The 25,710-nt window shown below is 73.7% G+C and carries 26 protein-coding genes and 1 rRNA gene; 6 read left to right on the forward strand and 21 right to left on the reverse strand.

The genetic code is table 11. From position 1 onward, the window contains the following. The 12 genes from ABZ881_RS03820 to argC all read right to left on the reverse strand — a co-directional run. Window positions 1–65: ribosomal RNA gene (locus ABZ881_RS03820) — 16S ribosomal RNA — on the reverse strand; the annotation flags it as partial. Between the two features lie 422 nt (window positions 66–487). Then, window positions 488–1,759, reverse strand: coding sequence for a tyrosine--tRNA ligase (tyrS, locus tag ABZ881_RS03825; protein WP_358481596.1), 1,272 nt, complete (start codon window positions 1,757–1,759; stop codon window positions 488–490). A 93-nt stretch (window positions 1,760–1,852) separates the two neighbouring features. Continuing rightward, window positions 1,853–2,470, reverse strand: a complete 618-nt coding sequence (locus ABZ881_RS03830; RefSeq protein ID WP_358482083.1) for a DNA-3-methyladenine glycosylase — start codon at window positions 2,468–2,470, stop codon at window positions 1,853–1,855. A 69-nt stretch (window positions 2,471–2,539) separates the two neighbouring features. Continuing rightward, window positions 2,540–3,763, reverse strand: a complete 1,224-nt coding sequence (locus ABZ881_RS03835) for an aminotransferase class I/II-fold pyridoxal phosphate-dependent enzyme (RefSeq protein WP_344019312.1) — start codon at window positions 3,761–3,763, stop codon at window positions 2,540–2,542. Continuing rightward, window positions 3,760–5,175 (reverse strand): argininosuccinate lyase, encoded by a 1,416-nt coding sequence (argH, locus tag ABZ881_RS03840; protein ID WP_358481598.1) that lies wholly within the window; start codon window positions 5,173–5,175, stop codon window positions 3,760–3,762. The genes ABZ881_RS03835 and argH overlap by 4 nt, the downstream gene beginning before the upstream one ends. Beyond that, a complete protein-coding gene (gene argG, locus ABZ881_RS03845; protein WP_344019306.1) occupies window positions 5,175–6,605 on the reverse strand; it encodes an argininosuccinate synthase in 1,431 nt (476 codons plus the stop codon). Before argG ends, argH begins: the two co-directional genes overlap by 1 nt. Before the next feature lie 42 nt (window positions 6,606–6,647). Next, window positions 6,648–7,136, reverse strand: a complete 489-nt coding sequence (locus ABZ881_RS03850) for an arginine repressor (RefSeq protein WP_344019303.1) — start codon at window positions 7,134–7,136, stop codon at window positions 6,648–6,650. Next, a complete protein-coding gene (argF, locus tag ABZ881_RS03855) occupies window positions 7,133–8,053 on the reverse strand; it encodes an ornithine carbamoyltransferase (protein WP_358481600.1) in 921 nt (306 codons plus the stop codon). The genes ABZ881_RS03850 and argF overlap by 4 nt, the downstream gene beginning before the upstream one ends. Continuing rightward, entirely contained in the window at window positions 8,053–9,243 is a 1,191-nt protein-coding gene (locus tag ABZ881_RS03860; protein ID WP_358481602.1) for an acetylornithine transaminase, read from the reverse strand. The genes argF and ABZ881_RS03860 overlap by 1 nt, the downstream gene beginning before the upstream one ends. Beyond that, window positions 9,240–10,175, reverse strand: a complete 936-nt coding sequence (gene argB / locus ABZ881_RS03865) for an acetylglutamate kinase (protein WP_358481604.1) — start codon at window positions 10,173–10,175, stop codon at window positions 9,240–9,242. The genes ABZ881_RS03860 and argB overlap by 4 nt, the downstream gene beginning before the upstream one ends. Continuing rightward, window positions 10,159–11,343, reverse strand: a complete 1,185-nt coding sequence (gene argJ, locus ABZ881_RS03870; protein ID WP_358481606.1) for a bifunctional glutamate N-acetyltransferase/amino-acid acetyltransferase ArgJ — start codon at window positions 11,341–11,343, stop codon at window positions 10,159–10,161. Before argJ ends, argB begins: the two co-directional genes overlap by 17 nt. After that, the gene (gene argC / locus ABZ881_RS03875) at window positions 11,340–12,368 is read right to left on the reverse strand and encodes an N-acetyl-gamma-glutamyl-phosphate reductase (protein WP_344019291.1); all 1,029 of its coding nucleotides are present in this window, start codon (window positions 12,366–12,368) and stop codon (window positions 11,340–11,342) included. The genes argJ and argC overlap by 4 nt, the downstream gene beginning before the upstream one ends. 235 nt (window positions 12,369–12,603) lie before the next feature. Between argC and ABZ881_RS03880 the strand changes: the two genes are divergently transcribed. Beyond that, entirely contained in the window at window positions 12,604–13,350 is a 747-nt protein-coding gene (locus ABZ881_RS03880) for a hypothetical protein (protein ID WP_358481607.1), read from the forward strand. A gap of 67 nt (window positions 13,351–13,417) precedes the next feature. After that, on the forward strand, window positions 13,418–13,933 hold the full coding sequence (locus ABZ881_RS03885; protein WP_358481609.1) for a GNAT family N-acetyltransferase: 516 nt from the start codon (window positions 13,418–13,420) through the stop codon (window positions 13,931–13,933). Between the two features lie 6 nt (window positions 13,934–13,939). On the opposite strand, the gene ABZ881_RS03890 is transcribed toward ABZ881_RS03885, so the two are convergent. The 5 genes from ABZ881_RS03890 to ABZ881_RS03910 all read right to left on the reverse strand — a co-directional run bounded on the left by ABZ881_RS03890 (window position 13,940) and on the right by ABZ881_RS03910 (window position 17,035). Next, window positions 13,940–14,191: a DUF3039 domain-containing protein gene (locus ABZ881_RS03890; protein WP_085916132.1), complete on the reverse strand. Its 252-nt coding sequence runs from the start codon at window positions 14,189–14,191 to the stop codon at window positions 13,940–13,942. A gap of 26 nt (window positions 14,192–14,217) precedes the next feature. After that, window positions 14,218–14,655 carry a DUF3099 domain-containing protein gene (locus tag ABZ881_RS03895; protein WP_358481611.1) on the reverse strand — a complete coding sequence of 146 codons (438 nt, stop codon included), beginning with the start codon at window positions 14,653–14,655 and terminating at the stop codon, window positions 14,218–14,220. A gap of 145 nt (window positions 14,656–14,800) precedes the next feature. Then, window positions 14,801–15,991, reverse strand: a complete 1,191-nt coding sequence (locus tag ABZ881_RS03900) for an AMP nucleosidase (protein WP_358481612.1) — start codon at window positions 15,989–15,991, stop codon at window positions 14,801–14,803. Then, on the reverse strand, window positions 15,988–16,416 hold the full coding sequence (locus ABZ881_RS03905) for a metalloregulator ArsR/SmtB family transcription factor (protein WP_344019275.1): 429 nt from the start codon (window positions 16,414–16,416) through the stop codon (window positions 15,988–15,990). Before ABZ881_RS03905 ends, ABZ881_RS03900 begins: the two co-directional genes overlap by 4 nt. Window positions 16,417–16,444: 28 nt before the next feature. After that, window positions 16,445–17,035, reverse strand: coding sequence for an HhH-GPD-type base excision DNA repair protein (locus ABZ881_RS03910; protein WP_344019273.1), 591 nt, complete (start codon window positions 17,033–17,035; stop codon window positions 16,445–16,447). A 42-nt stretch (window positions 17,036–17,077) separates the two neighbouring features. Between ABZ881_RS03910 and ABZ881_RS03915 the strand changes: the two genes are divergently transcribed. The 3 genes from ABZ881_RS03915 (at window position 17,078) to ABZ881_RS03925 (ending at window position 19,531) form a co-directional block, all read left to right on the forward strand. Next, entirely contained in the window at window positions 17,078–18,661 is a 1,584-nt protein-coding gene (locus ABZ881_RS03915) for a methyltransferase (protein ID WP_358481614.1), read from the forward strand. Further along, a complete protein-coding gene (dtd, locus tag ABZ881_RS03920; protein ID WP_358481616.1) occupies window positions 18,658–19,116 on the forward strand; it encodes a D-aminoacyl-tRNA deacylase in 459 nt (152 codons plus the stop codon). The genes ABZ881_RS03915 and dtd overlap by 4 nt, the downstream gene beginning before the upstream one ends. A 130-nt stretch (window positions 19,117–19,246) precedes the next feature. Continuing rightward, a complete protein-coding gene (locus tag ABZ881_RS03925) occupies window positions 19,247–19,531 on the forward strand; it encodes a YggT family protein (RefSeq protein WP_344019245.1) in 285 nt (94 codons plus the stop codon). Between the two features lie 6 nt (window positions 19,532–19,537). On the opposite strand, the gene ABZ881_RS03930 is transcribed toward ABZ881_RS03925, so the two are convergent. The 4 genes from ABZ881_RS03930 to ABZ881_RS03945 all read right to left on the reverse strand — a co-directional run bounded on the left by ABZ881_RS03930 (window position 19,538) and on the right by ABZ881_RS03945 (window position 23,918). Continuing rightward, window positions 19,538–20,842 (reverse strand): patatin-like phospholipase family protein, encoded by a 1,305-nt coding sequence (locus tag ABZ881_RS03930; protein ID WP_358481619.1) that lies wholly within the window; start codon window positions 20,840–20,842, stop codon window positions 19,538–19,540. Between the two features lie 148 nt (window positions 20,843–20,990). Further along, window positions 20,991–21,359, reverse strand: coding sequence for a hypothetical protein (locus ABZ881_RS03935; RefSeq protein ID WP_358481620.1), 369 nt, complete (start codon window positions 21,357–21,359; stop codon window positions 20,991–20,993). A 106-nt stretch (window positions 21,360–21,465) separates the two neighbouring features. Then, a complete protein-coding gene (locus ABZ881_RS03940; RefSeq protein ID WP_344019239.1) occupies window positions 21,466–21,981 on the reverse strand; it encodes a helix-turn-helix transcriptional regulator in 516 nt (171 codons plus the stop codon). A gap of 140 nt (window positions 21,982–22,121) precedes the next feature. Continuing rightward, on the reverse strand, window positions 22,122–23,918 hold the full coding sequence (locus ABZ881_RS03945) for an alpha/beta fold hydrolase (RefSeq protein ID WP_358481622.1): 1,797 nt from the start codon (window positions 23,916–23,918) through the stop codon (window positions 22,122–22,124). A 269-nt stretch (window positions 23,919–24,187) separates the two neighbouring features. Here ABZ881_RS03945 and ABZ881_RS03950 point away from each other — a divergent pair, with 269 nt between their 5' ends. After that, a complete protein-coding gene (locus ABZ881_RS03950; protein ID WP_358481624.1) occupies window positions 24,188–25,546 on the forward strand; it encodes an alpha/beta fold hydrolase in 1,359 nt (452 codons plus the stop codon). Window positions 25,547–25,710 lie beyond the last annotated feature (164 nt).

A 25,710-nucleotide genomic window follows, 5' to 3' on the forward strand; every position in this document is an offset into this window, starting at 1 on the left:
TCGACTTGCATGTGTTAAGCACGCCGCCAGCGTTCGTCCTGAGCCAGGATCAAACTCTCCAACAAAACCCTGACAAACACCACGATCCATCGACGAGGCCGACCGAACCATGGCAAAAACAAACTGGCACAAAAACGCCAAAACAATAAATAGCTCGACACACTGTTGAGTTCTCAAAAGACACCCGCGCTCCGGCTTCCCGGCCCGATGACCGTTGCACCCGGGGGCGTTCGAGTCGCCCCTGCGGGGAGGCAACTCTCTTATGCTACTTGGACCGAAGCTCAGGGTCAACCCTTGCTCCGGGCGGCCGGATCTTCACCGAGGTGAACATCCGAGGTGATCGCCCTGGCCGGTCGCGCGGCCCGGCCTCTCGGCCTGCCCTGCGCTCTCCGTCCCGTCTCGGCGACGAGGAGAAAGTTACAGGACCCGCCCGGGGCCCTCTGCAGGGGGGTCCACTTTCGGCGTCGTCGCAGGTCAGGAGCCGTTCTCAGCGGCCGAGCCGGACACCGGCCAGGTTCCGCTTGCCGCGGCGCACCACCAGCCAGCCACCGTCCAGCACGTCGCCGGCGTCCGGAACCCAGTCCTCGTCGGTGACCTTGACGTTGTTGACGTACGCCCCGCCCTCCTTCACGGCACGGCGGGCGGCGCCCTTGCTCTCGGTCAGCCCGGTCGCCACGAGCAGGTCGACGATCGTGTCGGCGCCACCGCTGTCGGTGTGCGGGACCTCGGCGAGGGCCGCGTCCAGGGTGCGCGCGTCGAGGTCGGTGAGCTCGGCGCGCCCGAACAGTGCCTGGCTCGCCGTCGTCACCTGCCGGGTCTGCTCCTCGCCGTGCACCAGGGTGGTGAGCTCCGCGGCCAGCCGGCGCTGCGCGCTGCGCAGGTGCGGCTTCTCGGTGAGCTCGGCGCCGAGCGCCTCGATCTCCTCGCGGTCGAGGAAGGTGAACAGCTTCAGGAAGCTCAGCACGTCGCTGTCGGCGACGTTCACGAAGTACTGGTACCAGGCGTACGGCGAGGTCCGCTCCGGATCGAGCCACACGTTCCCGCCGCCGGTGGACTTGCCGAACTTGCGTCCCTCCGAATCGGTCACCAGCGGCGTGGTCAGCGCGTGCACGTGCGCGCCCTCGACCCGCCGGATGAGATCGACGCCGCCGACGATGTTGCCCCACTGGTCGGAGCCGCCGATCTGCAGCCGGCAGCCGAGCGTCCGGTGCAGGTGCAGGTAGTCCTGCGACTGGAGCAGCAGGTAGCTGAACTCGGTGTAGGACATGCCGTCGGCGGCGAGCCGGCGCTTCACCGTCTCGCGGGCCAGCATCGTGTTGACCGGGAAGTGCTTGCCGAGGTCGCGGAGGAACTCGAGCACCGTCTGCTGCCCGGTCCAGTCCAGGTTGTTGACCGTCAGCGCGCCGGTCGGCGAGTCGTCGAACCGGACGAAGCGCTCCAGCTGCCCGCGGATCAGGCCGGTCCACTCGGCGACGGTCCGCTCGTCGTGCAGGGACCGCTCCCCCACGTCCCGCGGGTCGCCGATCATCCCGGTCGCGCCCCCGGCGAGGATCACCGGCCGGTGCCCGGCCTCCTGGAACCGGCGCAGCGTGAGCATCTGGACCAGGTGGCCGGCGTGCAGGCTCGGTGCGGTCGGGTCGAACCCCGCGTAGAGGGTGACCGGCCCGTCACCGGCGAGCTCCTTCGCGAGCGCGTCGCGGTCGGTGCTCTGCGCGATCAGCCCGCGCCACTCGAGGTCGTCCAGGATGTCCGTACTCACGCCCCCATCTTCGCCGCCGCGCGACGCGACGCGCACCCGGGTTCCGCTCCCGGCCGTCGCCGGTGCGGCGGCACGGCCGGAGGCGGCCCCGGATCAACCGGTGCGGCGCCGGGAGCGCTTCGTACCGGCCCGGTAGCTGCTCACCGCGCGCGAACCGTCGATCCAGAACCGCCAGGGCAGCTCGGCCGCGGCCGCCACCCCGACCCGCGGCCCGCTGCGGATCGACGCGCGCGGGACGGGCTCGCCGGCCAGCAGCCGCACCCGGGAGGCCGGATCGGTCAGGTCGGTGCCGTCGTCGTCGCGGCCGAGCCCGAGCAGCGACGCCAGCCGGGCCGGCCCGCGGGCGAGCTCGGCGTCGTTGCGGGCGGTCGGGCGCCGGACCCGGGCCACCCCGGGATCACCGAGCACCTCACCGGCCCGGAACAGCACCGCGCCCGGCTCGCCGTCGGTCAGGCAGGAGACGTTCGCGCAGAAGTGCATGCCGTAGACGAAGTACACGTAGAGGTGACCGGCCGGGCCGAACATCACGCCGTTGCGCGGGGTGCGGCCGCGGTGGCTGTGCGATGCCGGATCGTCCGCCCCGCGGTAGGCCTCCACCTCGACCAGGCGCACCGCGACCGCGCCGTCCGGGGTGTCGGCCGCCAGCACGCAGCCGAGCAGGCGCTGCGCGGCCGGCAGCACGTCAATCGCCAGCTCGGACCGGTCGAGCAGCGCCGACGGGCCCGTCCGGCCACCCGCGCGGGGCGGCCCGACGGGCCCGTCGGTCGTGCGGTCCGCCACTCAGCGGCGGGACAGCGCGAGCTGCACGCAGGTGACCACGCCGGCCATCGCCTTCTCGACCTCGTCCTGCGGGGGCAGGGTCGGGGCGAGCCGGATGGTCGCGTCCTGCGGGTCCTTGCCGTACGGGTGCGTGGCGCCGGCCGGGGTCAGCACGACGCCGGCCTCCTTCGCCAGCCGCACGACCTCCGAGGCCAGCCCGTCCGGCACGGTGAGGCTCACGAAGTAGCCGCCCTTGGGCGTCGTCCAGCTGACGCCCTCGGTGTCGGCGAACGCCTCGGTCAGCAACCGCTCGACGGCGGCGAACTTCGGCGCGATCAGCGCGCGGTGCGCGGCCATGTGGGCCCGCAGGCCCGCGGCGTCCTTGAGGAACGCGGCGTGCCGCAGGTGGTTCACCTTGTCCGGGCCGATCGACTTCTTCGAGGTGAGCGCGAGCCACCAGCCGATGTTCGCCTCGGACCCGCCGAAGAACGCGACGCCCGCACCGGCGAGGGTGATCTTCGACGTGGAGCCGAACACGAACGGCCGGTCCGGGTTGCCCGCCTCGGCGGCGAGCGCCAGCAGGTCGGCGATCTCGATCTCGTCGGAGGTCAGGTGGTGCACCGCGTAGGCGTTGTCCCACATGATCCGGAAGTCCGGTGCGGCGGTCGGCATCGCGGCCAGCCTGCGGACTACCTCGTCGGAGTACACGACGCCGTCCGGGTTCGAGTACTTCGGGACGCACCAGATGCCCTTGATCGACGGGTCGTCGGCGACCAGCCGCTCCACCTCGTCCATGTCCGGGCCGTCGGCCGTCATCGGCACGGTGACCAGGTCGATCCCCAGGCGCTCGCAGACGCCGTAGTGCCGGTCGTAGCCGGGGACCGGCGCGATGAAGGCGACCCGGCCGGCGTCCACCCAGCGGGCGGGGGCGCCGGGGACCGGCGAGAGCAGGGCGTGCACCAGCACGTCGTGCATCAGCTCGAGGCTGGAGTTGTTCCAGGCGACCAGCTGACCGACCGGGACCTGCAGCGCGGGCGCGAAGATCTCGCGCAGCTCGGGCAGGCCCTGCAGGCCGCCGTAGTTGCGGGTGTCGGTGCCGTCCGCGGCGCGGTACTCGCCCGCGCCCGGCAGGCCGAGCAGGCCGTGCGCCAGGTCGAGCTGCTCCGACGACGGCTTGCCCCGCGTCAGGTCCAGCTTCAGGCCGGCGGCCTTGAGCTCCTCGTAGGCTGCGGCAGGGTCGGTCATGCGGTTCCTCCGGTGAACTCTCTCGCTGCGGCCGCCTCGGTGCGCAGGTCGGCCAGCTGCTCGGCGACCCGGTCGCCCGCCGTGCCGCCCCGCGCGTTCCGCGACGCGATGGAGCCTTCCACGGTCAGCACGTCGCGGACACTCGGGGCCAGTGCCGGGTGCACGGCGGCCAGCTCGGCGTCGGTCAGGTCGGCCAGTCCGACGCCGCGCGCCTCGGCGGCCCGGACACAGCCGCCGGCCGCCTCGTGCGCCACCCGGAACGGCACGCCCTGCCGGACGAGCCACTCGGCGACGTCGGTGGCCAGCGTGAAGCCGGCCGGGGCCAGCTCGGCCAGCCGCCCGGTGTGGAAGGTCAGGGTCGCCACCATCCCGGCCACCGCCGGCAGCAGGAGCTCCAGCTGCGCGACCGAGTCGAACAGCGGTTCCTTGTCCTCCTGCAGGTCCCGGTTGTACGCCAGGGGCAGGCCCTTGAGGGTGGTGAGCAGCCCGGTCAGGTTGCCGACCAGGCGCCCGGACTTGCCGCGGGCCAGCTCGGCGACGTCCGGGTTCTTCTTCTGCGGCATGATCGAGCTGCCGGTGGAGTACGCGTCGTCGAGGGTCACGTACCCGAACTCGGCGGTCGCCCAGAGGATGATCTCCTCGGACAGCCGGGAGAGGTCCACCCCGATCATCGCGAGCACGAACGCGGCCTCGGCGGCGAAGTCCCGCGACGCCGTCCCGTCGATCGAGTTCGCCGACGACCCGGCGAACCCGAGCTCGGCGGCGACGGCCTCCGGGTCCAGCCCGAGCGACGAGCCGGCCAGCGCGCCCGACCCGTAGGGCGAGTACGCGGTGCGCCGGTCCCAGTCGCGGAGCCGGTCGACGTCGCGCAGCAGCGCGTGCGCGTGCGCGCCGAGCTGGTGGCCGAGCAGCACCGGCTGCGCGTGCTGCAGGTGCGTCCGGCCGGGCATCGCCGCGCCCGGGTGTGCCTGCGCCTGCGCGACCAGCGCGTCGACGACGTCGAGCACGCCGTCGGCGACCCGCCGGGTGGCGTCCCGCAGCCACATCCGGAACTGGGTCGCGACCTGGTCGTTGCGCGACCGGCCGGCGCGCAGCTTCCCGCCCAGGTCCGGACCGGCCCGCTCGATCAGGCCGCGCTCCAGCGCGGTGTGCACGTCCTCGTCGCCGGGCTCGGGCCCGAACGCGCCGGACCGCACGTCGGCGGCCAGCTCGTCGAGCGCCTTGTGCATGCCGGCCAGCTCGTCGTCGGTCAGCAGCCCGGCGCCGTGCAGCACCCGGGCGTGCGCCTTCGAGCCGCGGATGTCGTAGGGCGCCAGCGCCCAGTCGAAGTGCGTGGACCGGCTCAGCGCGGCCAGCGCGTCGGCCGGGCCGGACGAGAACCGGCCGCCCCACAGGGCGGAGCCGCCGGCCATCAGTCGGTGCCCGCTTCCAGGGCGGCGTCGTCGAGCAGCGTCTCGTTGCCTCCGCTCCCCTCGCCCGCGCCGGCGATCCGGTCGAACCCGCCGGAGGGCAGCTCACCGAACAGGGTGCCGTGCTCGACGAGCACCGTGCCCTGCTCCTGCGGCTGCCCGGCGTAGGTTTCCAGCTTCGCGCGCGAGTCGGCGATGTCGAGGTTGCGCATGGTGAGCTGCCCGATCCGGTCGGCGGGCCCGAACGCGGCGTTCTCCACGCGCTCCATCGAGAGCCGGTCGGGGTGGTACGAGAACCCGGGACCGTCGGTGTCGAGGATCGTGTAGTCGTCGCCGCGGCGCAGGCGCAGCGTCACCGTGCCGCTGACCACCGAGGCGATCCAGCGCTGGATCGCCTCGCGCACCATCAGCGCCTGCGGGTCCAGCCACCGGCCCTCGTAGAGCAGCCGGCCCAGCTTGCGGCCGTCGGCGTGGTAGTTGGCGACGGTGTCCTCGTTGTGGATCGCGTTGATCAGCCGCTCGTAGGCGATGAACAGCAGCGCCATCCCCGGCGCCTCGTAGATGCCGCGCGACTTCGCCTCGATGATCCGGTTCTCGATCTGGTCGGACATGCCCAGGCCGTGCCGGCCGCCGACCGCGTTCGCCTCGCGCACCAGGTCCACCCGGTCCGCGAACTGCTTGCCGTTGATCGCCACCGGGTAGCCGGCCTCGAAGGTGACCGAGACGTCCTCGGTCTCGATCTCGACCGACGGGTCCCAGTACTTCACGCCCATGATCGGCTCGACGGTCTCCAGGGACACGTCGAGCTGCTCGAGCGTCTTGGCCTCGTGGGTGGCGCCCCAGATGTTGGCGTCGGTGGAGTACGCCTTCTCCGCGGAGTCCCGGTACGGGAGGCCGTGCTCGGTCAGCCACCGGCTCATCTCGTCCCGGCCGCCCAGCTCGGAGACGAACGCGTCGTCCAGCCACGGCTTGTAGATCCGCAGGCCCGGATTGGCCAGCAGGCCGTAGCGGTAGAACCGCTCGATGTCGTTGCCCTTGAACGTGGAGCCGTCGCCCCAGATGTTCACGTCGTCGGCCTGCATCGCCCGGACCAGCAGCGTCCCGGTGACGGCCCGGCCCAGCGGCGTCGTGTTGAAGTAGGTCTTCCCGCCGGAGCGGATGTGGAACGCGCCGCAGGCCAGCGCCGCGAGGCCCTCGTCGACCAGCTGCGGCTTGATGTCCACCGCGCGGGCGATCTCCGCCCCGTACTCCCTGGCCCGCGTGGGCACCCCGGACATGTCCGGCTCGTCGTACTGGCCGAGGTCGGCGGTGTAGGTGCACGGGATCCCGCCCTTGTCACGCATCCAGGCGACCGCCACGGAGGTGTCGAGCCCTCCGGAGAACGCGATGCCGATGCGCTCGCCCCGGGGGAGGGAGCTGAGGACCTTGCTCACGGGATGGATGCTCCTTCGTCAGACGTCGGGCTCGGTGTTCGTTCAGAGCTCGCGCAGCAGCGCGAGGAGTTGCTCGCCGGTGAGCGGCTCGCGGGCCACCACCAGGAGCGTGTCGTCGCCGGCGATCGTCCCGACGACGTCGTGCAGGGCGGCCCGGTCCAGCGCACTGGCCAGGTAGTGCGCCGCGCCCGGCGGGGTGCGCAGCACCGCCAGGTTCCCACTCGCGTCCGCGGAGACGAGCAGCTCCCCCAGCAACCGGGACAACCGCCCGGTACCGCCCTCGACGCCGCGCACCGGGCTGCCGTCCTCCGGGATGAGGTAGACCGGTGCGCCGCCGTCCGCGCCGCGCACCTTGACCGCCCCCAGCTCGTCGAGATCGCGCGAGAGCGTCGCCTGGGTCGTCTCGATCCCGCTGGCGCGCAACAACGCCAGCAGCTCGCTCTGGCTGCGCACGGCGCGCTGGGTGATCAGCTCGACGATCCGGGCCTGCCGTGCGACCCGGGTCGCCGCGCCGCCGCGAGCCCCCTTCATCGCTCCAGGAGCCACGTCAGCAACGCCTTCTGTGCGTGCAGCCGGTTCTCCGCCTCGTCCCAGACCGCGCTGGCCGGGCCGTCGAGCACCTCGTCGGTGATCTCGTCGCCGCGGTGCGCCGGCAGGCAGTGCAGCACGATCGCCCCGGGTGCGGCGTGCCGCAGCAGGGCGGCGTTGACCTGGTAGGGCCGGAACGGGGCGACCCGGTCGAGACCGTCGGCCTCCTGCCCCATCGACGTCCAGGTGTCGGTGACGATCACCTCGGCCCCGGCGACGGCGGCCGCCGGATCGGCGACCAGCGCCACCGAGCCGCCGGTCTGCTCGGCGCGGCCCTTCGCGTCGCGCAGCACCGCGGAGTCGGGGGTGAACCCGGCCGGCGCGGCGATCCGCACGTGCATCCCGGCGGTCGCGCCGCCGAGCAGCAGCGACTGCGCGACGTTGTTCGCGCCGTCCCCGAGGTAGGTCAGCGTCCGGCCGGCCGTGCCGCCGAGCCGCTCCCGGATCGTCTGCAGGTCGGCCAGGATCTGGCAGGGGTGGAACGAGTCGGTCAGCGCGTTCACCACCGGGACGGCCGCGGCCGCGGCCATCTCCTCGATCCGCTCCTGGCCCGAGGTGCGCCAGACGATCGCGTCGACGTAGCGGGACAGCACCCGGGACGTATCGGAGATCGTCTCGCCGCGCCCGAGCTGGCTGGCGTTGCCGTCCAGCACGATCGCGGTGCCGCCGAGCTGGGTGATCCCGGCCTCGAAGGACACCCGGGTGCGGGTGGAGGACTTGTCGAAGACGACGGCGACCGCCTTCGGCCCGGCGAGCGGGCGCGCGGCGAACCGGTCCGCCTTGAGCCGGTCGGCGAGGTCGAGGACCTCGGCCTGCTCGGCGGGCGAGAGGTCGTCGTCGCGCAGTAGATGGCGGACCATCAGCTGCCCTGCCCTTCCACCGCGGCCGCGGCGTCCAGGATCGCCGGCAGCGCTGACAGGAACTCGGCCGACTCGTCGTCACCGAAGGTGAGTGCCGGGGCCAGCCGGAGCCGCTCCGGGGTGGCGTTGTTGACCAGGTGGCCCGCGTCCCGGGCGGCCGCGGCGACCTGGGCCGTGACCGGGTGCCGCAACCCGATGCCGATGTGCAGGCCGTCGCCGGAGACGTCGGAGACCAGCGGATGGCCCAGCCCCTCGATGCCGCTGCGGAGGTCCTTACCGAGCCGGTCGACGTGCTCCAGCAGGCCGTCGGTGGCGATCGTGTCGAGCACCGCGAGCGCCGCGGCGCAGGAGATCGGGTTGCCGCCGAAGGTGGTGCCGTGCTGGCCGGGCCCGAGCAGCGTCCCCGCGTCGCCGATCCCGATGCAGGCGCCGATCGGCAGGCCGCCGCCGAGCCCCTTCGCCAGCGTGACGACGTCCGGCACGATGCCGTCGGCCTGGTGGGCGAACCAGCGGCCGGTGCGGCCGATGCCGGTCTGCACCTCGTCGAGCACCAGCAGGGCGCCGCGCTCGGCGGTGATCCGGCGGGCGCCGGCGAGATAGCCGTCCGGCGGCACCACCACGCCGGCCTCGCCGAGGATCGGCTCCAGGAACACCGCGGCGGTGTCGGCGGTGACGGCGGCGTCGAGCGCGTCCAGGTCGCCGTACGGGATGTGCGCGACGCCGGGCGGCATCGGCTCGAACGGGGCCCGCTTGGCGGGCTGCCCGGTCAGCGCGAGCGAGCCCATGGTGCGGCCGTGGAAGGCGCCCTCGCAGGCGACGATGCCGGGCCGGCCGGTCCGGCGGGCGATCTTGAAGGCGGCCTCGTTCGCCTCGGTTCCCGAGTTGCACAGCAGGGTGCGGGCGTCGTCGCGGCCGAGCAGCCCCTGCAGCCGCTCGGCGAGCTGCAGCGCCGGGTCGGTGATGAAGAAGTTCGAGGTGTGCCCGAGCGTGCGGACCTGCTCCGAGACGGCCTCGACGATCGCCGGGTGCGCGTGCCCGAGCGCGTTCACCGCGATCCCGGAGTACAGGTCCAGGTAGGCACGCCCCTCCGCGTCCCACACCCGGGAGCCCTCGCCGCGGACCAGGGCCAGCGGCGGGGTGCCGTAGTTGTCCATCACCGCGGCCTGCCACCGCGCCGTGTACGAGCTCATGCCGTTCCCCCAGCAGCCGGGTCGGGATCGGGAAGCACCATCGTCCCGACGCCCTCGTGTGTGAAGACCTCCAGCAGGACCGAGTGCGGCACCCGGCCGTCGATCACGTGCGCCTGGGCCACCCCCGACCGGACCGCGCGCAGGCAGGCCTCCATCTTCGGCGCCATCCCGCTCTCCAGCCGGGGCAGCATCGGCTCCAGCTGGCCCGCGGTCAGCGAGGTGATGATCGAGTCGGGATCGGGGTAGTTCGCGTAGAGCCCCTCGACGTCGGTCAGCACCACGAGCTTGGCGGCGTCCAACGCCCCGGCCAGCGCGGCGGCCGCGCTGTCGGCGTTGATGTTGTGCACCTGCCCGTCGACGTCCGGCGCGACGCCGGCCACGACCGGGATCCGGCCGGCCGCGATGATGTCGAGCACCGCGTCCGGGTTGACCTTCGTGACGTCGCCGACCAGGCCGATGTCGACCGGCTCGCCGCCGACCAGCGCGGTCCGCTTCTCGGCGGTGAACAGCCCGGCGTCCTCACCGGACAGTCCGACGGCGAGCGGGCCGTGCGCGTTGATCAGGCCGACCAGCTCCCGGCCGACCTGGCCGAAGAGCACCATCCGGACGATCTCCATCGTCTCCGGTGTGGTGACGCGCAGGCCGCCGCGGAACTCCCCCGGCATGCCGAGCCGCCGGAGCATCGCGCTGATCTGCGGGCCGCCGCCGTGCACGACGACCGGATGGATGCCGGCCAGGCGCAGGAACACCATGTCCCGCGCGAACGCCTGCTTGAGCTCGTCGTCGATCATCGCGTTGCCGCCGTACTTGACGACGACGATGCGGCCGTGGAAGCGCTGCAGCCAGGGCAGCGCCTCGGCCAGCACGCCGGCCTTCTCGCCGGCCCGCTTCAGCCGGTCCGGGGCGGCGAGCGGTTCAGGAGGAGTAGGCACTGTTCTCCTCCACGTAGGCGTGCGACAGGTCGGTGGTCCGGATCTCGGCGGTGTTGCCGTCGGCGCCGCCGGTCAGGCCCAGCTCGACCTCGATGGTGATGTCCTCGCCGGACAGGTCGCAGTCGGCCCGGTCCCCCGCGACGGCGGCGCCCTTGCAGAGCAGCACCCCGTTGATCGTCACGTCGAGCCGCTCGGGGTCGATCTGCGCGTCGGCGCAGCCCACGGCGGCGGCGATCCGGCCCCAGTTCGGGTCGGAGCCGAACATCGCCGTCTTGACCAGGGAGTCCCGGGCGACGGTCCGGGCGACGGTCACCGCGTCGTCCTCGGAGGCGGCGCCGGTGACCCGCACGGTGATCCGCTTGGTGACGCCCTCGGCGTCGGCCTGCATCTGCTCGGCCAGGTCCCGGCAGACCTGGGTCAGCGCGGCGGTGAACACGGCCGGATCGGCCGCCACGCCGGATGCGCCGGAGGCGAGCACCAGCACGGTGTCGTTGGTCGACATGGAGCCGTCGACGTCGAGCCGGTCGAAGCTGTAGCGGACCGCCTCGCGCAGCGCCGCGTCCAGCAGCGGCCGCTCGACGACGGCGTCGGTGGTGAGCACGGTGAGCATGGTCGCCATCGACGGGGCGATCATCCCGGCGCCCTTGGTGGTGCCGCCGACCGTCCAGCCCACCGGGTCGGTGACGTGCGCCTGCTTCGGGACGGTGTCGGTGGTCATGATCGCGGTGGCGACGGCGGTCGCCGCCTCGGGGGTGGCGGCCAGCTCCCCGGCCGCCTTCTGCACCCCGGCCAGCACGGTGTCCCTGGGCAGCTGATCGCCGATCAGGCCGGTCGAGCAGACGCCGACCTCGACGGCCCCGCAGCCGAGCACCTCGGCGACCTTCTCGGCCGTCGCGTGCGCGGTCCGGAAGCCCTCCGGGCCGGTGCAGGCGTTCGCACCGCCGGAGTTCAGGACGACCGCGCGCAGCGCACCGTAGGTGAGGACCTGCTGGGTCCACAGCACCGGCGCGGCCTTCACCTTGTTTCGGGTGACGACGCCGGCCGCCTCGGTGCGCGGGCCGTCGTTGACCACCAGCGCCAGGTCCGCCCGGCCGGATTTCTTGATCCCGGCGGCGATCCCGGCGGCCCGGAAGCCCTGAGCGGCGGTGACGCCGGTCGGCTCGCTCACGGTGCCACTCCTGTCGTCGGCAGTCCGGTCGTCTCGGGCAGGCCGAGCGCCAGGTTCATGCACTGCACGGCCCCGCCCGCGGTGCCCTTGGTCAGGTTGTCGATGGCGGAGACGACGACCAGGCGGCGCGCGTCCGGATCGACGGTCAGCTGCAGCGCCACCAGGTTGGAGCCCAGGGTCTGCGCGGTCGTCGGCCACTGCCCCTCGCCGAGCAGCCGCACGAACGGCTCGCCGGCGTAGGCCTTCTCGTAGGCCTGCCGCACGGTCGCGGTGTCGGTGGCCGGATCGGCCAGCGGCGCCGAGCAGGACGCCAGGATGCCGCGCGGCAGCGGCGCCAGCACCGGCGTGAAGCTCACCGAGACCGGCGAGCCGAGCGCGGCCGAGAGGTTCTGCGCGATCTCCGGGGTGTGCCGGTGCACGCCGCCGACCCCGTACGCGGACAGCGAGCCCATCACCTCGGCGCCCAGCAGGTGCGGCTTGAGCGACTTCCCGGCGCCGGAGGTGCCGGTGACGGCGGTGACCACCACGTCCGGCTCGACCAGGCCGGCGACCAGTGCCGGGAACAGCGCGAGGCTGATCCCGGTCGGGTAGCAGCCGGGCACGGCGACCCGGCTCGCGCCGACCAGGCGCTCCCGGGCGCCGGGCAGCTCGGGCAGCCCGTAGGGCCAGTGCCCGGCGTGCTCGCCGCCGTACCAGCGGTCCCAGGCGGCCGGATCGGTCAGCCGGTGGTCGGCCCCGCAGTCGATCACCAGCGTGTCGCCGCCGAGCTGCGCCGCGAGCTCGGCCGAGCGGCCGTGCGGCAGCGCGAGGAACACCGCGTCGTGCCCGGCCAGGCTCTCCGCGGTGGTCTCGGCGAGGACCCGGTCGGCGAGCGGCGCCAGGTGCGGCTGATGCTCGCCGAGACGGGTGCCGGCATTGCCGCCCGCCGTCAGCGTGCCGATCTCGACGTCCGGATGGGCGAGGAGCAGCCGGAGGAGCTCGCCCCCGGCGTATCCGCTGGCTCCCGCCACTGCGATGCGTACCACGGTGAATTATTATGCAGACCCGCGAGAGTTCATGCAACGCGGTTCGCGATCGCGATCAGGCTGCCGGGGCCGGCCGCGCAGCTGCCGGGCGAACCCTAGCCTCCCGCCGGTGCGGACGGAGCGGACGGTGCGGACGGAGCGGACGGAGCGGACGGAGCGGACGGAGCGGACGGTGCGGTGTCGACGGGGCAGGACCCGCGCGGGCGGTCGCGCCCGGCGGACGGGGTACGCGCTGGTGGCCGCGGTGCTCGCGCTGGCCCTGCCGGGGTGCGCGACGACCGTGCCCGGGACCGCGTGGCCGGCCGGTGCCGGGCCGGCCACACCCGCCGCGCCGGCCGCACCGGACGCGCCGGATGCCGGGGTGCCCGGCAAGCGGCCGGGCCCGCCGACGTCGTTCACCGGGCCGGCGGACCGGCTCCCGGCACCCGCCGTGCCGGCCCCGGGCCCGGGAGCCGACGGCGGCCCGGTGGTCGTCCCGACCCGGACGGTGCCCCCGGTCCCGGTCGGCGGCCGTCCCGGATCCGGCCCCGCCGCGGATGCCGGCACCGACGGCACCCGCGGCGCCGTCGTGCCGCTCACCGCCGACGTGCTGACCGACGAGTGCCTGGTCGGGGCCGAGGCGCTCGCCGGGCTGCTCGGCGCCGAACCCGCGGTGCCGGCCGCCAACGCCGAGATCGCCCGGCCGGACGGCGCCCGGACCCGGGCCTGCTTCGCGGTCGGCGGCTCGGCGACCGCCGCGGTGAACGTCTACACCACGAACCGGGGCACCCCCGCCGATCACGTCCGCTCGGCGGGCGGCGCGCGCGGGATCGGCGGGACCGGCGACGGGACCGTCGCCGTGCTGCTGGAGACGGTCGCCGGGCCGGCGGTGCAGGTCGGCGCCGGGCGCTACCTGGTCACGATCGCGGTGGCCGGCCGGAACCCGACCGACGAGCAGTGGCGGACCGCCGTCCGCAGCGCGGTCGCCGCGCTCCCCCGCTGACCGCACCGCCCGCGGGCGTCGGTCATCCTGGGGGCCGATCCACGACGGGCCGGGAGCGGGGTGAGGGGTGGGACAGCTGCTGCGGGCGTGCGTCCCGTCGGCCGACGCGGCCCCGCTGGCCCGGCTGGACGCGGAGCTCGCCGACGTCCTCGGGGCGTCCGGGCCGCGCTGGCACGACACCGTCGCGGCCGACCCGGGGCGGGCCCACCTGGTACTCGACGACGGCGGGGAGCCGGCCGGCTACCTGGTCCTGGCCGCGCCGCGCGGGCCCGAGCCGGGGATCGAGCTGCACCGGCTGGTCGTCGCCGCCGACCGGCGCGGCCGCGGCCTGGGCCGCGCGCTGCTGCGCACCGCGCTGGCGCTGGCCGCGGTGCCGCAGCCGCCTGCCGGGCTGGACCCGGATCCGGCCTGGATCCGCCCGGACTGGCTGCCGGCGGGCCGGCTGTGGCTGGAGGCGCACCCGGCGAACAGCGCCGCGGTGCACCTCTACCGGTCCGAGGGACTGCTCACCGAGGCCCGGCTGCCGTCGGTGCCCGGCGACCCGTCGTCACCCGCGCGGCGGCTGGTGCTCGCCCGCGGATGAGCGGGATCAGGAGTCGTCGCCGCCCTTGGGCAGGCCCTCGAAGATCTTCTTGCAGTCCGGGCAGACCGGCGAGCCGGGCTTCGGCGACTTGGTGACCGGGAAGGTCTCGCCGCAGAGTGCCACCACCATGTTGCCCAGCACCGCGCTCTCGGTGATCTTGGACTTCTGCACGTAGTGGAACATGTCCGGCGTGTCGTCGCCGGTGGTCTCGGTACCCTCCGGCCGGGTGTCGACCTCGGGAAGAGTCGTCGTGGTCATGCGCACATGATGCACCACGGCGCCGGTCAGCCGGTCGCACCGCGGGGCCCGGCGTCGCGGACCCCGTCACCGCCGGTGTCACCGGCGGGCTCGCGGCCCTCGTCACCGCCGGTGTCCCGGCCCTCGTCACCGCCGGTGTCCCGGCCCTCGTCACCGCCCTCGACGACCGGGTGCGGGCGCTCCTCGATCGCCCGGTGCTCGTGCCGGTAGCGGTTCGGCTTCTCCGCCTTGCGCGGCAGCCGGTCGTTCGCCACGAGCACCGCGATCCACGGCAGCGGCACCGAGATCGCCAGCAGGGTCACCGCCAGCCAGGGGATCTGGTAGAAGACCCCGGCCAGGATCATGCACGGGATCCGGAGGCCCATCGTCCACTTGTAGCGCCGCTTACGGACCTCCAGCTCCTCGTCGTAGGACATCTGCGCGTCCGTGATGAGCACGGGGTCCTCGCGTCGCTGGTCGCTCACGTGACCACCTCCGATTCCATGGTGACACCTGCGGCGCGACTTCGCGCAGCGCCCTCACCCGTGATCATGAGGGGGTATCGCGACGGACGCCGGCCCGGCGTCCGTCGATGTGGTTCGGCGCGGCGGCACCGCGCGGTTCGGCCGGTCAGGCGCCGTCGGGCCCGTTCCCGAGCAGCGGCTCGTCGGCCGAACGCACCTCGGAGCCGGGCAGCCCGTCCGGGTGCTCGGTGCGGACCCGCTCGACGGCGTCGAGCGCGATCCCCAGGTGCTTGCGCTTGCTGGCCTCGTAGAACGCCCGGGCGCCGCCGGCCAGCTTGGGCTCGGCGTGCAGCGGCTTGTCCGAGACACACAGCAGTGTGGCGTTCGGGATCCGGTAGCGGAACCCGTTGGCGGCGATCGTGGCCGACTCCATGTCCACCGCGACCGCCCTGGCGAGCCGCATCCGGTGCAGCGTCGCGGCCTGGTTGAACTCCCAGTTCCGGTTGTCCGTGGTGTGCACGACACCGGGCCGGTAGGTGGTGCCGGCGCGCTCGAGCGCGTCCATCAGGTAGCCGTTGAGCCGCAGGCTCGGGATCACCGGGACGTCCGCGGGCAGCACCTCGTCGAGCACGTGATCGGCCCGCTGGTAGGCCGTCGCCAGCACGAAGTCGCCCAGCTCCTGCCGGTTCCGGAGGCCGCCGCAGTGTCCGATCATGATCATCGTGTCCGGCCGGAGGACGGCGAGGTGGTCGGTGACCGTCTTCGCGTTGGCCGGCCCGACCCCGATGTTGACCAGGGAGACGCCGTCGCCGTCCGGGCGCGGATGGTGGTAGGCGGGCATCTGCACGCCGGCCCGGTCCGGCCGTTCGGCGTCCGGGAAGCGCTCCAGGAACGATTCGACGTGCATCGCGTAGTTGGTGAACAGGACGTGCCGCTGGAAGGACTCGGCGGGCGTCCCGGTGTAGTGCGACAGCCGATCCAGCGACAGCGCCATCCGCTCCGGCCCGAACAGGAACAGCTTCTTGACGCGCAGGTCGAAGCGGTCCTCGTCGAGCGCGGCGAAGAACTCCGGATCGGTGAAGGCACGGGCCGGGCGAGCGCCCCGCGCGGTGACCGTGGCGCCGGCGGCGACCAGGCCGCGCAGCTCGCGGTGCAGGTAGCGGCGGATCGCGCTGGGCCGGGCGAACTCGCCGGAGATCCGCGGGTTGTGCGCCGACCAGGGCCGCACCACCTCCAGCTCGGGGTACCAGCCGTCCCGGTGCACCGCGTCCAGCGCGTCCAGCAGCCGGTCGATCTCCAGGTCGAGCTTGTCCTCGGGGACCGGCGGACGCACCTGCTCCACCAGGGCCGGGGTCATGCGGAGTCCGACCGGTCGGCGGCGGGCTCGGCGTCGGTGCCGCCGTGCGCGTGCAGGTGGCCGGGTGCGACCGCCACCGACGACACCACCTCGAGCAGCCTGCGGGGCAGCCCGTCGGCCAGCCGGTAACGGACCAGCCTGCCGTGCCGGTGCGCGGTCACCATGCCGTGCGCGCGCAGCAGCCGCAGCGCGTGGGACACCGCCGAGTCGCTCATCCCGACCGCCACCGCCAGGTCGGAGACGCAGAGGTCCCCGGCGTGCTGCAGCGCGAGCAGGATGGACAGCCGGTTGACCTCGCCCAGAACGTCCAGGACGGTGGCCGCCTCGGCCACCTTGTCGCCGTCGGACAGCACCGCGACGGCGTCGCAGACCTGGTCCGGGTCGATCACACGAGCGCCGCTGAGTGCCTCCGGAACCTTGTGCACGGCACCGATGCTAGCCCTACGCCGGTGCTCACCCCGCCGCTGCGGCCTTCTTCTCCCGTGCGGCGGCCTTCAGTGCCTTCTTGGTGTCCCGTACCTCGGTCAGTGTCTGCGCGTCGACGACGTCGGCGGCGGAGAGCCGGGTGTCCGCCGCGCCGTAGTCCCCGGCGGCCTCCCGCCAGCCGTCCGGGGTGACGCCGTACTGCTTGCCGAGCAGCGCCAGGAAGATCTTCGCCTTCTGCTCGCCGTAACCCGGGAGGGCCTTCAACCGGCGCAGCACCTCCCGGCCGTCCGGCTCGCCGCGGGTCCAGATCGCCTCCGGGTCGCCGTCCCAGTCCTCGACGATCGCGCGGCACATCTCCTGCACCCGGCGGGCCATCGAGCCGCCGTAGCGGTGGATGGCGGGCGGCGTGGTGGCCAGCGTGGCGAACCCGGCCGGGTCGTGGTCGGCGATCACCCGGACGTCGAGCCCGCCGAGCCGTTCGTGCAGCTTGAGCGGACCGCGGAACGCGACCTCCATCTGGATCTGCTGGTCGAGCAGCATGCCGATCAGCAGCGCCAACGGCTCGCGCTCGAGCAGCGCGTCGGCCTCGGGATCCTGGGCGATGCAGATGCCGGTCATGCCGGACAGGATGGCACGGGACGGCCACGGGACAATGGGGTCGTGCCCCGCTCTCCCCGACCCAGCACCGAACCCGGCCTCGATCCGGGGCAGACCGAGCGCGTGCGCGGCTGCCTGCTCGACGCCGGCTACACCCCGGACGGCGTCCGGGCCCTGCTGGGCCGCGCCGCGCACGACGCGCTCACCCGCGGCGAGCCCGAGCCCGCCGCCCGGGCCAGCCGGGACGGCGACGAGCTCGGCACCCTCGTCCGGCTGTTCCTGCTGGAGGACACCGAGCCCGAACCGGCCGTGACCGCCGCGCTGGGCGATCTCGATCCGCTGCTGGCCGGCCGGATCCTGCGCCGCACGCCGGACGGGATCCGGGCGGCGCTCGACGTCCGGCCCTACGGCGAGGGCCCGGGCGACGACGGCGAGCCGGGCGCGGACTGGTGGGTGGTGTCGGACCTGGACAGTCCGGCCTCTCGGCAGGACCGCGAGCACGTGACCGGGGTGGGCGGGGCGTCGCTGTCACTGGCCGCCGCCGCGGTCCGCCGCCCGGTCGGCTCGCTGCTCGACCTGGGCACCGGCTGCGGCGTGCAGGCCCTGCACGGGTCCCGGCACGCGGTGCACGTGGTCGGCACCGACGTGCTGCCCCGCGCGCTGGCGCTGGCCCGGCTGTCCTGCGACCTGTCCGGGGTGCAGGTGGACCTGCGGGAGGGGCCGTGGTTCGCCCCGGTCGAGGGCGAGCGGTTCGACCAGATCGTGTCGAACCCGCCGTTCGTGCCCGGCCCGGAGCGGATCGACTACGTCTACCGGGACTCCGGGCAGGCCGGCGACGCCGCGCTGGCGGCGCTGCTCCGCGGGCTCCCCGACCGGCTCAACCCGGGCGGGATCGCGCAGCTGCTGGGCTCCTGGCTGCACGTGCGCGGCGAGGACTGGCCGGACCGGGTGCGGTCCTGGCTGCCCGACGGCGTCGACGCATGGGTGCTGCAGCGCGAGGTCGTCGACCCGGCGATGCACGTCGGCACCTGGCAGCGCGACGCCGGGCTGGTCCCGTCCTCGTCGGCCGCCCGGGAGCAGGCCGGTGCCTGGCTGGACTGGATGGCCGCCGAACGCGTCGAGGGCGTCGGGTTCGGCTTCCTGATGCTGCGGCGCACCGACTCCGAGCCCACCGTCGTCGTCGAGGACCTGCCCGGCGAGCTCGGCGAGGGCCTGGGCCGGGAGATGACCGGCTGGCTGGACCGGATCGACTGGCTGCGCGCCCACGAGCGGGACGGCGACCTGCTCGGCGCGACGCTGCTGATCGCCCCGGAGACGGTGCTGGAGAGCGCCTCCGCGGTCGATCCCGGCGGCGGCTGGTCGGAGCTGTCGACGACGGTGCGCCGCTGGGGCGGGCCGGGCTGGGAGCACCAGATCGACGGCCCGGCCGCCGCACTGCTCGCCGGGTGCCGCGGGCACCTGCCGCTGTCCGAGCTGGTCGCGCTGCTGTCCTACGCGCACGACCTGCCCACCGACGCGCTGGTCGCGGCGACCCTGCCCGCGGTGCGCGAGTTCGTCCGGCACGGGCTGCTGCTGCCGGTGGACGGCTGGCCGCATCCGGTCGCGCAGCGGGTGACCGCGGCCGACCCGGCCGGCCCGGTCGGATGAGGGCGGTCGTCGCCCGGGTGCGGCGGGCGTCGGTGACCGTGGAGGACGACGACGGCACCCCGCTGCGGGTGTCCGGCCGGATCGGGCCCGGGCTGCTGGTGCTGCTCGGCGTGCACCGCGACGACGTCGGGAACACCGACCGGCCCGTCACGATGGCCCGGAAGCTGCACGAGCTGCGGCTGCTGCGCGGCGCCGACGGGACCGAGGCGTCCTGCGCAGGCACCGGCGCCCCGCTGCTGGTGGTCAGCCAGTTCACGCTCTACGGCGACACCCGCAAGGGGCGCAGGCCGAGCTGGTCGGCGGCCGCCCGGCCGGCCGACGCCGAGCCGGTGGTGGACGCCGTCGTCGCCGCGCTGCGGGAGCGCGGCGCGACCGTCGGGACCGGCGAGTTCGGCGCGAACATGGCCGTCGAGTCGGTGAACGACGGCCCGTTCACGGTGCTGGTCGAGGTGTGAGCGCCGTGCGGCCCGTGGCCCGCCAGGACCGGGCGTGGGGCCCGTCCGCGGCGAGCAGATCGCGCGACAGGTCAGCGGATCCGCAGGGCCCTCTCACCGGACTCTCAGGTGTGAAGGGGACGATGAGGGCATGATCGCGTCGCTGCTCGGCCTGATACTGCTGATCTTCCAGTTCGTGCTCATCGCGCGGGTGATCGTCGACTGGATCGACGTGCTCGGCTCCGGCCGCGGCGGTGCCGCGCTGGACACCGCACGCCGGATCACCCACGGCGCCACCGAGCCGGTGGTGGCGCCGATCCGCCGCCGGCTGAACACGGTGCAGATCGGGTCGATCGGGCTCGACGTGTCCGTGCTGATCGTGTTCCTGGTGGTGCTGGTGCTGCGGATCGTCGTCGTCCCGCTGATCCCGTTCTGATCGCGGCTACCCGGCCGCGCCCAGCCGCAGTGCGGTGACCCGGCCCTGCGCGTCCAGCGTGGCGCGGGCGAGACCCTCGGCCCGGTCGCCGTCCGGCGTGCTGATGCGCACCGCCCACACCGCGTCGTCCCGGGCGACCTGCTTGCGGGTGGTGTCGATGGCGAACTCGCCGGCCAGGATCTCCCCGACCGCGTCGCCCAGCGGCGAGCCGCCGGGGGCGCGCTCGCGGAACGGCGCGGTGGACCAGAGCCGGGCGCCCGGGGCGATCGCCGCGGCGAGACCGGCGGCGTCCCGCTCGCGGACGGCCCGCTCGAACGCCAGCGCGCCGAGGAAGCGATCAGCCTGCGCCGCTCCGCGCCGCTGCAGCCGCTCCAGGAACACCGCGTCCCGGTTCAGCTTGGACGCCGACCCGAGGATCCGGGACGCGATCACCGAGGACGGCATCTCCAGGATCCGGACGGTGACGTGCCGATACCCCGCCTCCGGCCGCAGCTCGCCGTCGGCGAGCAGCCGGTCGATCGTCTCGATGAACCCCAGCTCCTGGTTCAGCGACAGGTTCCCGGCCAGCGCGTTGCGCCGCTCGGAGATCTCCACCAGGGTCCGCGGCTCGGACCGGATCCGGGACGGGTTGATCTGGATGACCCAGAGCTCGTCGGGGTCGGTGTCGAGCAGGTCCCGCACCGGCGGGTTCTGCGAGAACAGGCCGTCCCAGTAGACGCCGCCGTCGGCGTGCACGGCGCGGAACAGGTTCGGGATCGCCGCGGAGGCGAGCACCATCTCGCCGCTGATCGTGTCGGTCCGGCTGGAGAACGCGCGGAACCGGCCGTCGAGCACGTCGACGGCGCCGAGCAGCAGCAGCGGCTCCCGGCCTGCCGGGTCGGCGGCGATCGCGTCGAAGTCGACGTGCCTGCCCAGTAGCTCCAGGAACTGGCGGGTGCCGTCGATCGGGCGCGGGATCGCGTACGGCGTGCTCGCCGGCAGCAGCCCGAGCCCCTGCAGCGCGCCCACCCAGACCATCCCGGCGTTCTGCAGGCGGGCGATCGGGCCGCGCGCGGCGTTGTCCGCCCAGAACGCCTCCAGCGCGTCCGCGGCGGCGGCGCGGTGCTCGGGATCGTCGCCGTGCCGCAGCCGGTCCCAGGCGACGAGCGCGCAGATCGCGCCGCCCGAGGTGCCGGACAGGCCGACGATCTCGGTGCCGTCGAACGCGCCGGTGCGCAGCATCCGGGCCAGCACACCGGCGGTGAACGCGGTGTGGCTGCCCCCGCCCTGGCAGGCGATCGCGATCCGGCGGGGACCAGCGGAAGTGCTCATGCGCCAAGGTCTACCGGCGACCGGCCGGAAGGGACAGGGCCGGATGCCTGCGCGCCGGTCACTCGGACTCCGGGCCGGTGCGGCCCCGCACACGACGGGGCCCCGTCCGGGTGGACGGGGCCCCTTCTGCTGCGCCTGCTCGGCGGGACTACTTCGAGGACGGCCGCGCGGTGCGGGTCGACTTCTGGGCGGTCTCGGCGACCTTCTCGGTGCCGGCCGCGGTGTGCTCGGTCACGGCCTCGGCGGCCCGGCTCGCCTGCTCGGTGAGCTGGTCGACGACCGAGGTGCCGGCACCGACCACGGTGCGGGCGAGCTCGCGCTGGTGACCCAGCAGCTGCTCGTAGAAGTCGAAGACCCGGTCGACGGTGACGCCGGCGTCCGGCAGCTGCGGGCGGGAGCCGCCGGTGAACTGGCCGGCCAGGCCCTGGACGGTGTCGGTCCAGCTGCGGACGGACTCGGTGACGAGGTCCTGCCCGCGCTTGGCGAAGTCGGCGAACTGCTCGGTGGGGGCGCTCATGGCGAACTCCTCTCGTGGAGGTCTGCTCCGGAATGCCGGACGCGGTTCCGCGCCCCGGCCATGCCAGGGAAACTACGCACGATCGTTAAGTATGTCAAGCAAGCACTCAGCTCCGGCCGCGCTCCACGAAGCTCCGGTACACCCCGAGAAGGGCCGCCCGCTGCTCGTCGGACAGCCTCGGATCGACCGCGATCGCGGCCTCGACACCGGGCACCTCCTCGGCGACCGGCGCCGCCGGCTCCGCCTCGGCCTCCGCCGGGTCGCGGACCGTCCAGCCGGCCCGGCTCAGCATCTGGTCGGTGTTGAGGTGCAGCGCGTCCGCGATGGACCGCAGCACCTTCAACGACGGCTGGTGCAGCCCGCGCTCGACCTGGCTCAGGTAGGCGTTCGACACCTTGGTCATCGCCGCCATCTCGCGCAGCGAGAGCTTCGCCATCTGGCGCTGCGCCCGGATGAAACCGCCGAGCGCGTTCACCTGCGCGCTCCAGGCGTCCTCCGCGGCGCGCTGCCCGGCGTCCCGCAGCCCCTCCGCGGCCGACGCGGCATCGGCGCCGTCGGTCCCGGCCCGGCGGTGGCCGTTGCCGTGAGTGGCGGGATCGGTGCCCCGCTGCGCGCGGCTCACCGGCCGGCACCGGCGTGGATCGGTCCGCGCGGCGGGCGCCGGCGCGCGGACGGGAAACGTACGCGGTCCATGGCCGCGCATTGTCCCCGTTGCACGCCCGTTGCGCACCCACCGGCGCGGCGGCACCGGCGCGTCCCGGATCAGCCCCGCAGCACGTACCGGCCCGGCGCGGGCTCCAGCGGGGGGTGCGCGTCGCTGCCGATCCGCTTCGGGGCCGCGATCTCCGGACCGGCGTGCGCGGCGATCCACGGGGTCCAGTCCTCCCACCACGACGCCGTGCGCTCACCCGCGTCGTCGCGCCACTCGTCGGCGGACTCGGGGAGATCGTCGGACTCGCCGAACCAGTGCCGCGACTTCGGCGACGGCGGGTTCACCACGCCGGCGATGTGCCCGGAGTTCGACAGCACGAACCGGACCGTCCCGCCGATCTTCGCGGCTCCCGTGTAGACCGACCGCCACGGCGCGATGTGGTCGGACTCGGCGCAGATCACGTAGCTGTCCTGCCGCACGTCGGCGACGTCGAGCCGCTCCCCCGCCAGCTCCAGCTTGCCCTCGGCGAACCGGTTCTCCAGGTAGAGCGTGCGCAGGTACTCGGTCTGCATCGCCGCGGGCATCCGGGTGGAGTCGGCGTTCCAGCTCAGCATGTCGAACGGCTTCGGGTCCTCGCCGAGCATCCAGTCGTTGACCACGTAGTTCCACACCAGGTCGGTGGCCCGCAGCAGGTCGAAGGTGGTCTTCATGCTCGATGCCGGCAGGTAGCCGTCCTTGCGCATGCTGCGCTCCAGCCGGTTCACCGTCTTCTCGTCGGTGAACACGCCCAGCTGCCCGGGGCCGGTGTAGTCGAGGAGGGTGTTCATCAGGGTCAGCGAGTTGACCGACTGCCTGCCCTTCGCCTCCAGCCAGGCCACCGCAGCCGCCGACAGCGCCCCGCCCAGGCACAGCCCGGCGACGTTCACCCGGTCCTGCCCGGTGATCTCCCGGACGACGTCGAGCGCGGCGACCGGACCCTCCTGCAGGTAGTCGCTCATCGTGACGTCGGCGAGCGCCGAGTCCGGGTTGCGATAGCTGATCATGAACACGGTGTGCCCGTGCTGCACCGCCCACTCCACCAGCGACTTACCCGGCGCCAGATCCATGATGTAGTACTTGTTGATCCACGGCGGGCTCATCAGCAGCGGGATCTCGTGCACCGTGTCGGTCTGCGGCTCGTACTGGATCAGCTCGATCAGCCGGTTCCGGTACACCACCTGGCCCGGGGTGACCGCGAGGTCCTTGCCCACCACGTACTCCCCCGGGGTCACCTGGCGCGGCATCCCCCGGTTCTGGACGGCGTCGCGCAGCAGGTTCCGGGCGCCGCGCACCACGTTCAGCCCGCCGGTGTCGACGATCTTCTTCGGCCACGCCGGGTTGGTGACGATCGAGTTCGGCGGGGCGAGCGCCTCGATCGTCTGGGCGACCAGCCAGTCGAGCTTGCGCCGCGCGACCGGCGAGACCCGGGCGGCCGCGGACAGCTCGGTGAGCCGGTCGGCCAGCAGGGCGTGCTCCTGGCGAGCCAGGTAGTACCAGGCGTTGTCCTCCCAGGCCGGGTCGGCGTACCGCTTGTCGCGCTCCGGCAGCGACGCCGGGCCGGTGGTCGTCCCGCCGACCGCCCGGGACGCCGCGGCGGCGACCGCCCGCGCCGAGTCCAGGCCGAAGCCCAGGCCCGCACGCAGCACCGCGCCCGGGCTGGTGGCGAGCGACTTCGCCGCTTCGCCGAGCGCGCCGCCGAAGCCCACCGGATCGACCTTCGCGGCCACCCCCTCGGGATCGGCCAGCTCGCGCAGGTCGCGCACCAGACCGGCGGCCTGCCGGCGCAGCACCTCCGCCGCGTGACCGGCCTGACTCGCCGGGGTGGCGTCGTTCGCGGGCTCGGGCGTGGTCAGGGGCTGCGTCGTCACTGTTCGCCTCACTCCTGGAGGGCCGGGTGGGTGTCCGTGCGTTCCGCGCGGCCCCGAAAGGGGGTGGCGCGAAAGCGATGTCCCATCGTGACGGGGTACTCACCGGTAGGCAGCACGGGGCGCGCCGGGTCACGTTGAGACCCCTCTCACCTGCGCTTGATAGAGCAAGCACTACTCCTGAGTAGGCCGCTGCTTGCTTGACATACCGAACACGGTTTACCGTTCGGTAACCGGTGAGCCCCGGTCATCAGAGTTGATGGGAGAGGCCCATGAGCACAGCGACCTCGCACGCGAGCTCCCCGACCGGGGAGCGTCGCCCGCACGCACTGCCCGAGACCACCTCGGACGCCGCCCCCGAGAAGGGCGGACGGATCGACCCGCTGCGCTTCCTGATCTCCTACAACGCGCACAACGTCACCAAGGTGGTGACCGAGGTCGGCCGCGCGACCGGCGCCTACTGGATCGACGCCGTCCAGCGGATCGCCAAGCCCGGCGACGCGGCCCGCCGCTCGCTGCTCTGGCTGTCGACGATGGCCGACCGGCGCGAGCCGCAGTGGCACCTGCCGAACGAGATCGCCCTGGCGACCCCGTTCGCGCTGCTGCGCAACTTCACCGAGGCCGAGCACCGGGACGATGCCGTCGTCCCCACCCTGGTGCTGCCGCCGCAGGCCGGGCACTCCTCGACCGTCGTCGACTACTCGCCGCAGCAGAGCCAGCTCGCGATGATCCGCGCCGCCGGCCTGACCCGGCTCTACGCGCTGGACTGGCGGCCCGCGACGACGGCCACCCGCAAGGTCACCATCACCGACTACCTGGAGGTGATCGACCGCTCGATCCGGCGGATGGGCGGCCGGGCCAACCTGGTCGGCGACTGCCAGGGTGGCTGGCTGGCCACGATCTACGCGGCACTGCACCCGGAGCGGGTGAACACGCTGACCCTGGCCGGGGCGCCGATCGACTTCCACGCGGGCGACTCGGTGATCGCCGCCTCCACCAAGCTGATGGCCGGGACGATGGGGATGGCGCCCTACAAGGCGCTGGTCGCGGCGGGCGGCGGGAACATGCCCGGCTCCGCGGTGCTGTCGAACTTCATCTCGATCCAGCCGCAGTCCGAGATCTCCCGCCAGCTGCAGCTGCTGGAGAACATCGACGACCCCACGCACGTCGAGCGGTACCGGGTCTTCGAGGACTGGTTCAAGTACACCCAGGACATCCCCGGCGCGTTCTACCTGTGGCTGGTGGAGAACCTGTTCTGGAAGAACCGGCTGATCGACGGGACGCTGACGGTCGACGGACGGCCGGTCGACATGGCCGCGATCGACTGCCCGCTGCTGATGCTCGCCGGCTCGACCGACCACATCACGCCGGCTCCGCAGCTATTCGCCGCGGCGGACAAGGTCTCCACCCCGGCCGAGGACATCACCTACCGGACGGCCACCGCCGGGCACCTGGGCCTGTTCATGGGCCGGGACGCGCTGCGCCACGACTGGCCGGTGCTGATGGAGACGGTCTACGGGCACTCGGTGCACGAGCCGGCGAAGCGGAGCGGTGGCAAGGCCTCGCGCCGGCGCAGCAGCGTCCGGGCGGTGGCCGACCCGCGGAACACCCCGCGGGTGCCCGCGCCCTGAGGGCTCTCTAAGAGGGCCCTGAGAGAACCGCAACCTCATGTGACCGACGACACGGGCCCCGGCGACGATTTCCTGGTCGCCGGGGCCCGGTCGCGGGAACGATCCACTGCGACAGCGCGTTGGACCCCGTGTAGGGCGATGCGACGAGAACCCACCGTCCCTCG

Origin of the sequence: Pseudonocardia sp. NPDC046786, assembly GCF_040645415.1 — a bacterium.
Taxonomy (GTDB): Bacteria; Actinomycetota; Actinomycetes; order Mycobacteriales; family Pseudonocardiaceae; genus Pseudonocardia; species Pseudonocardia kongjuensis.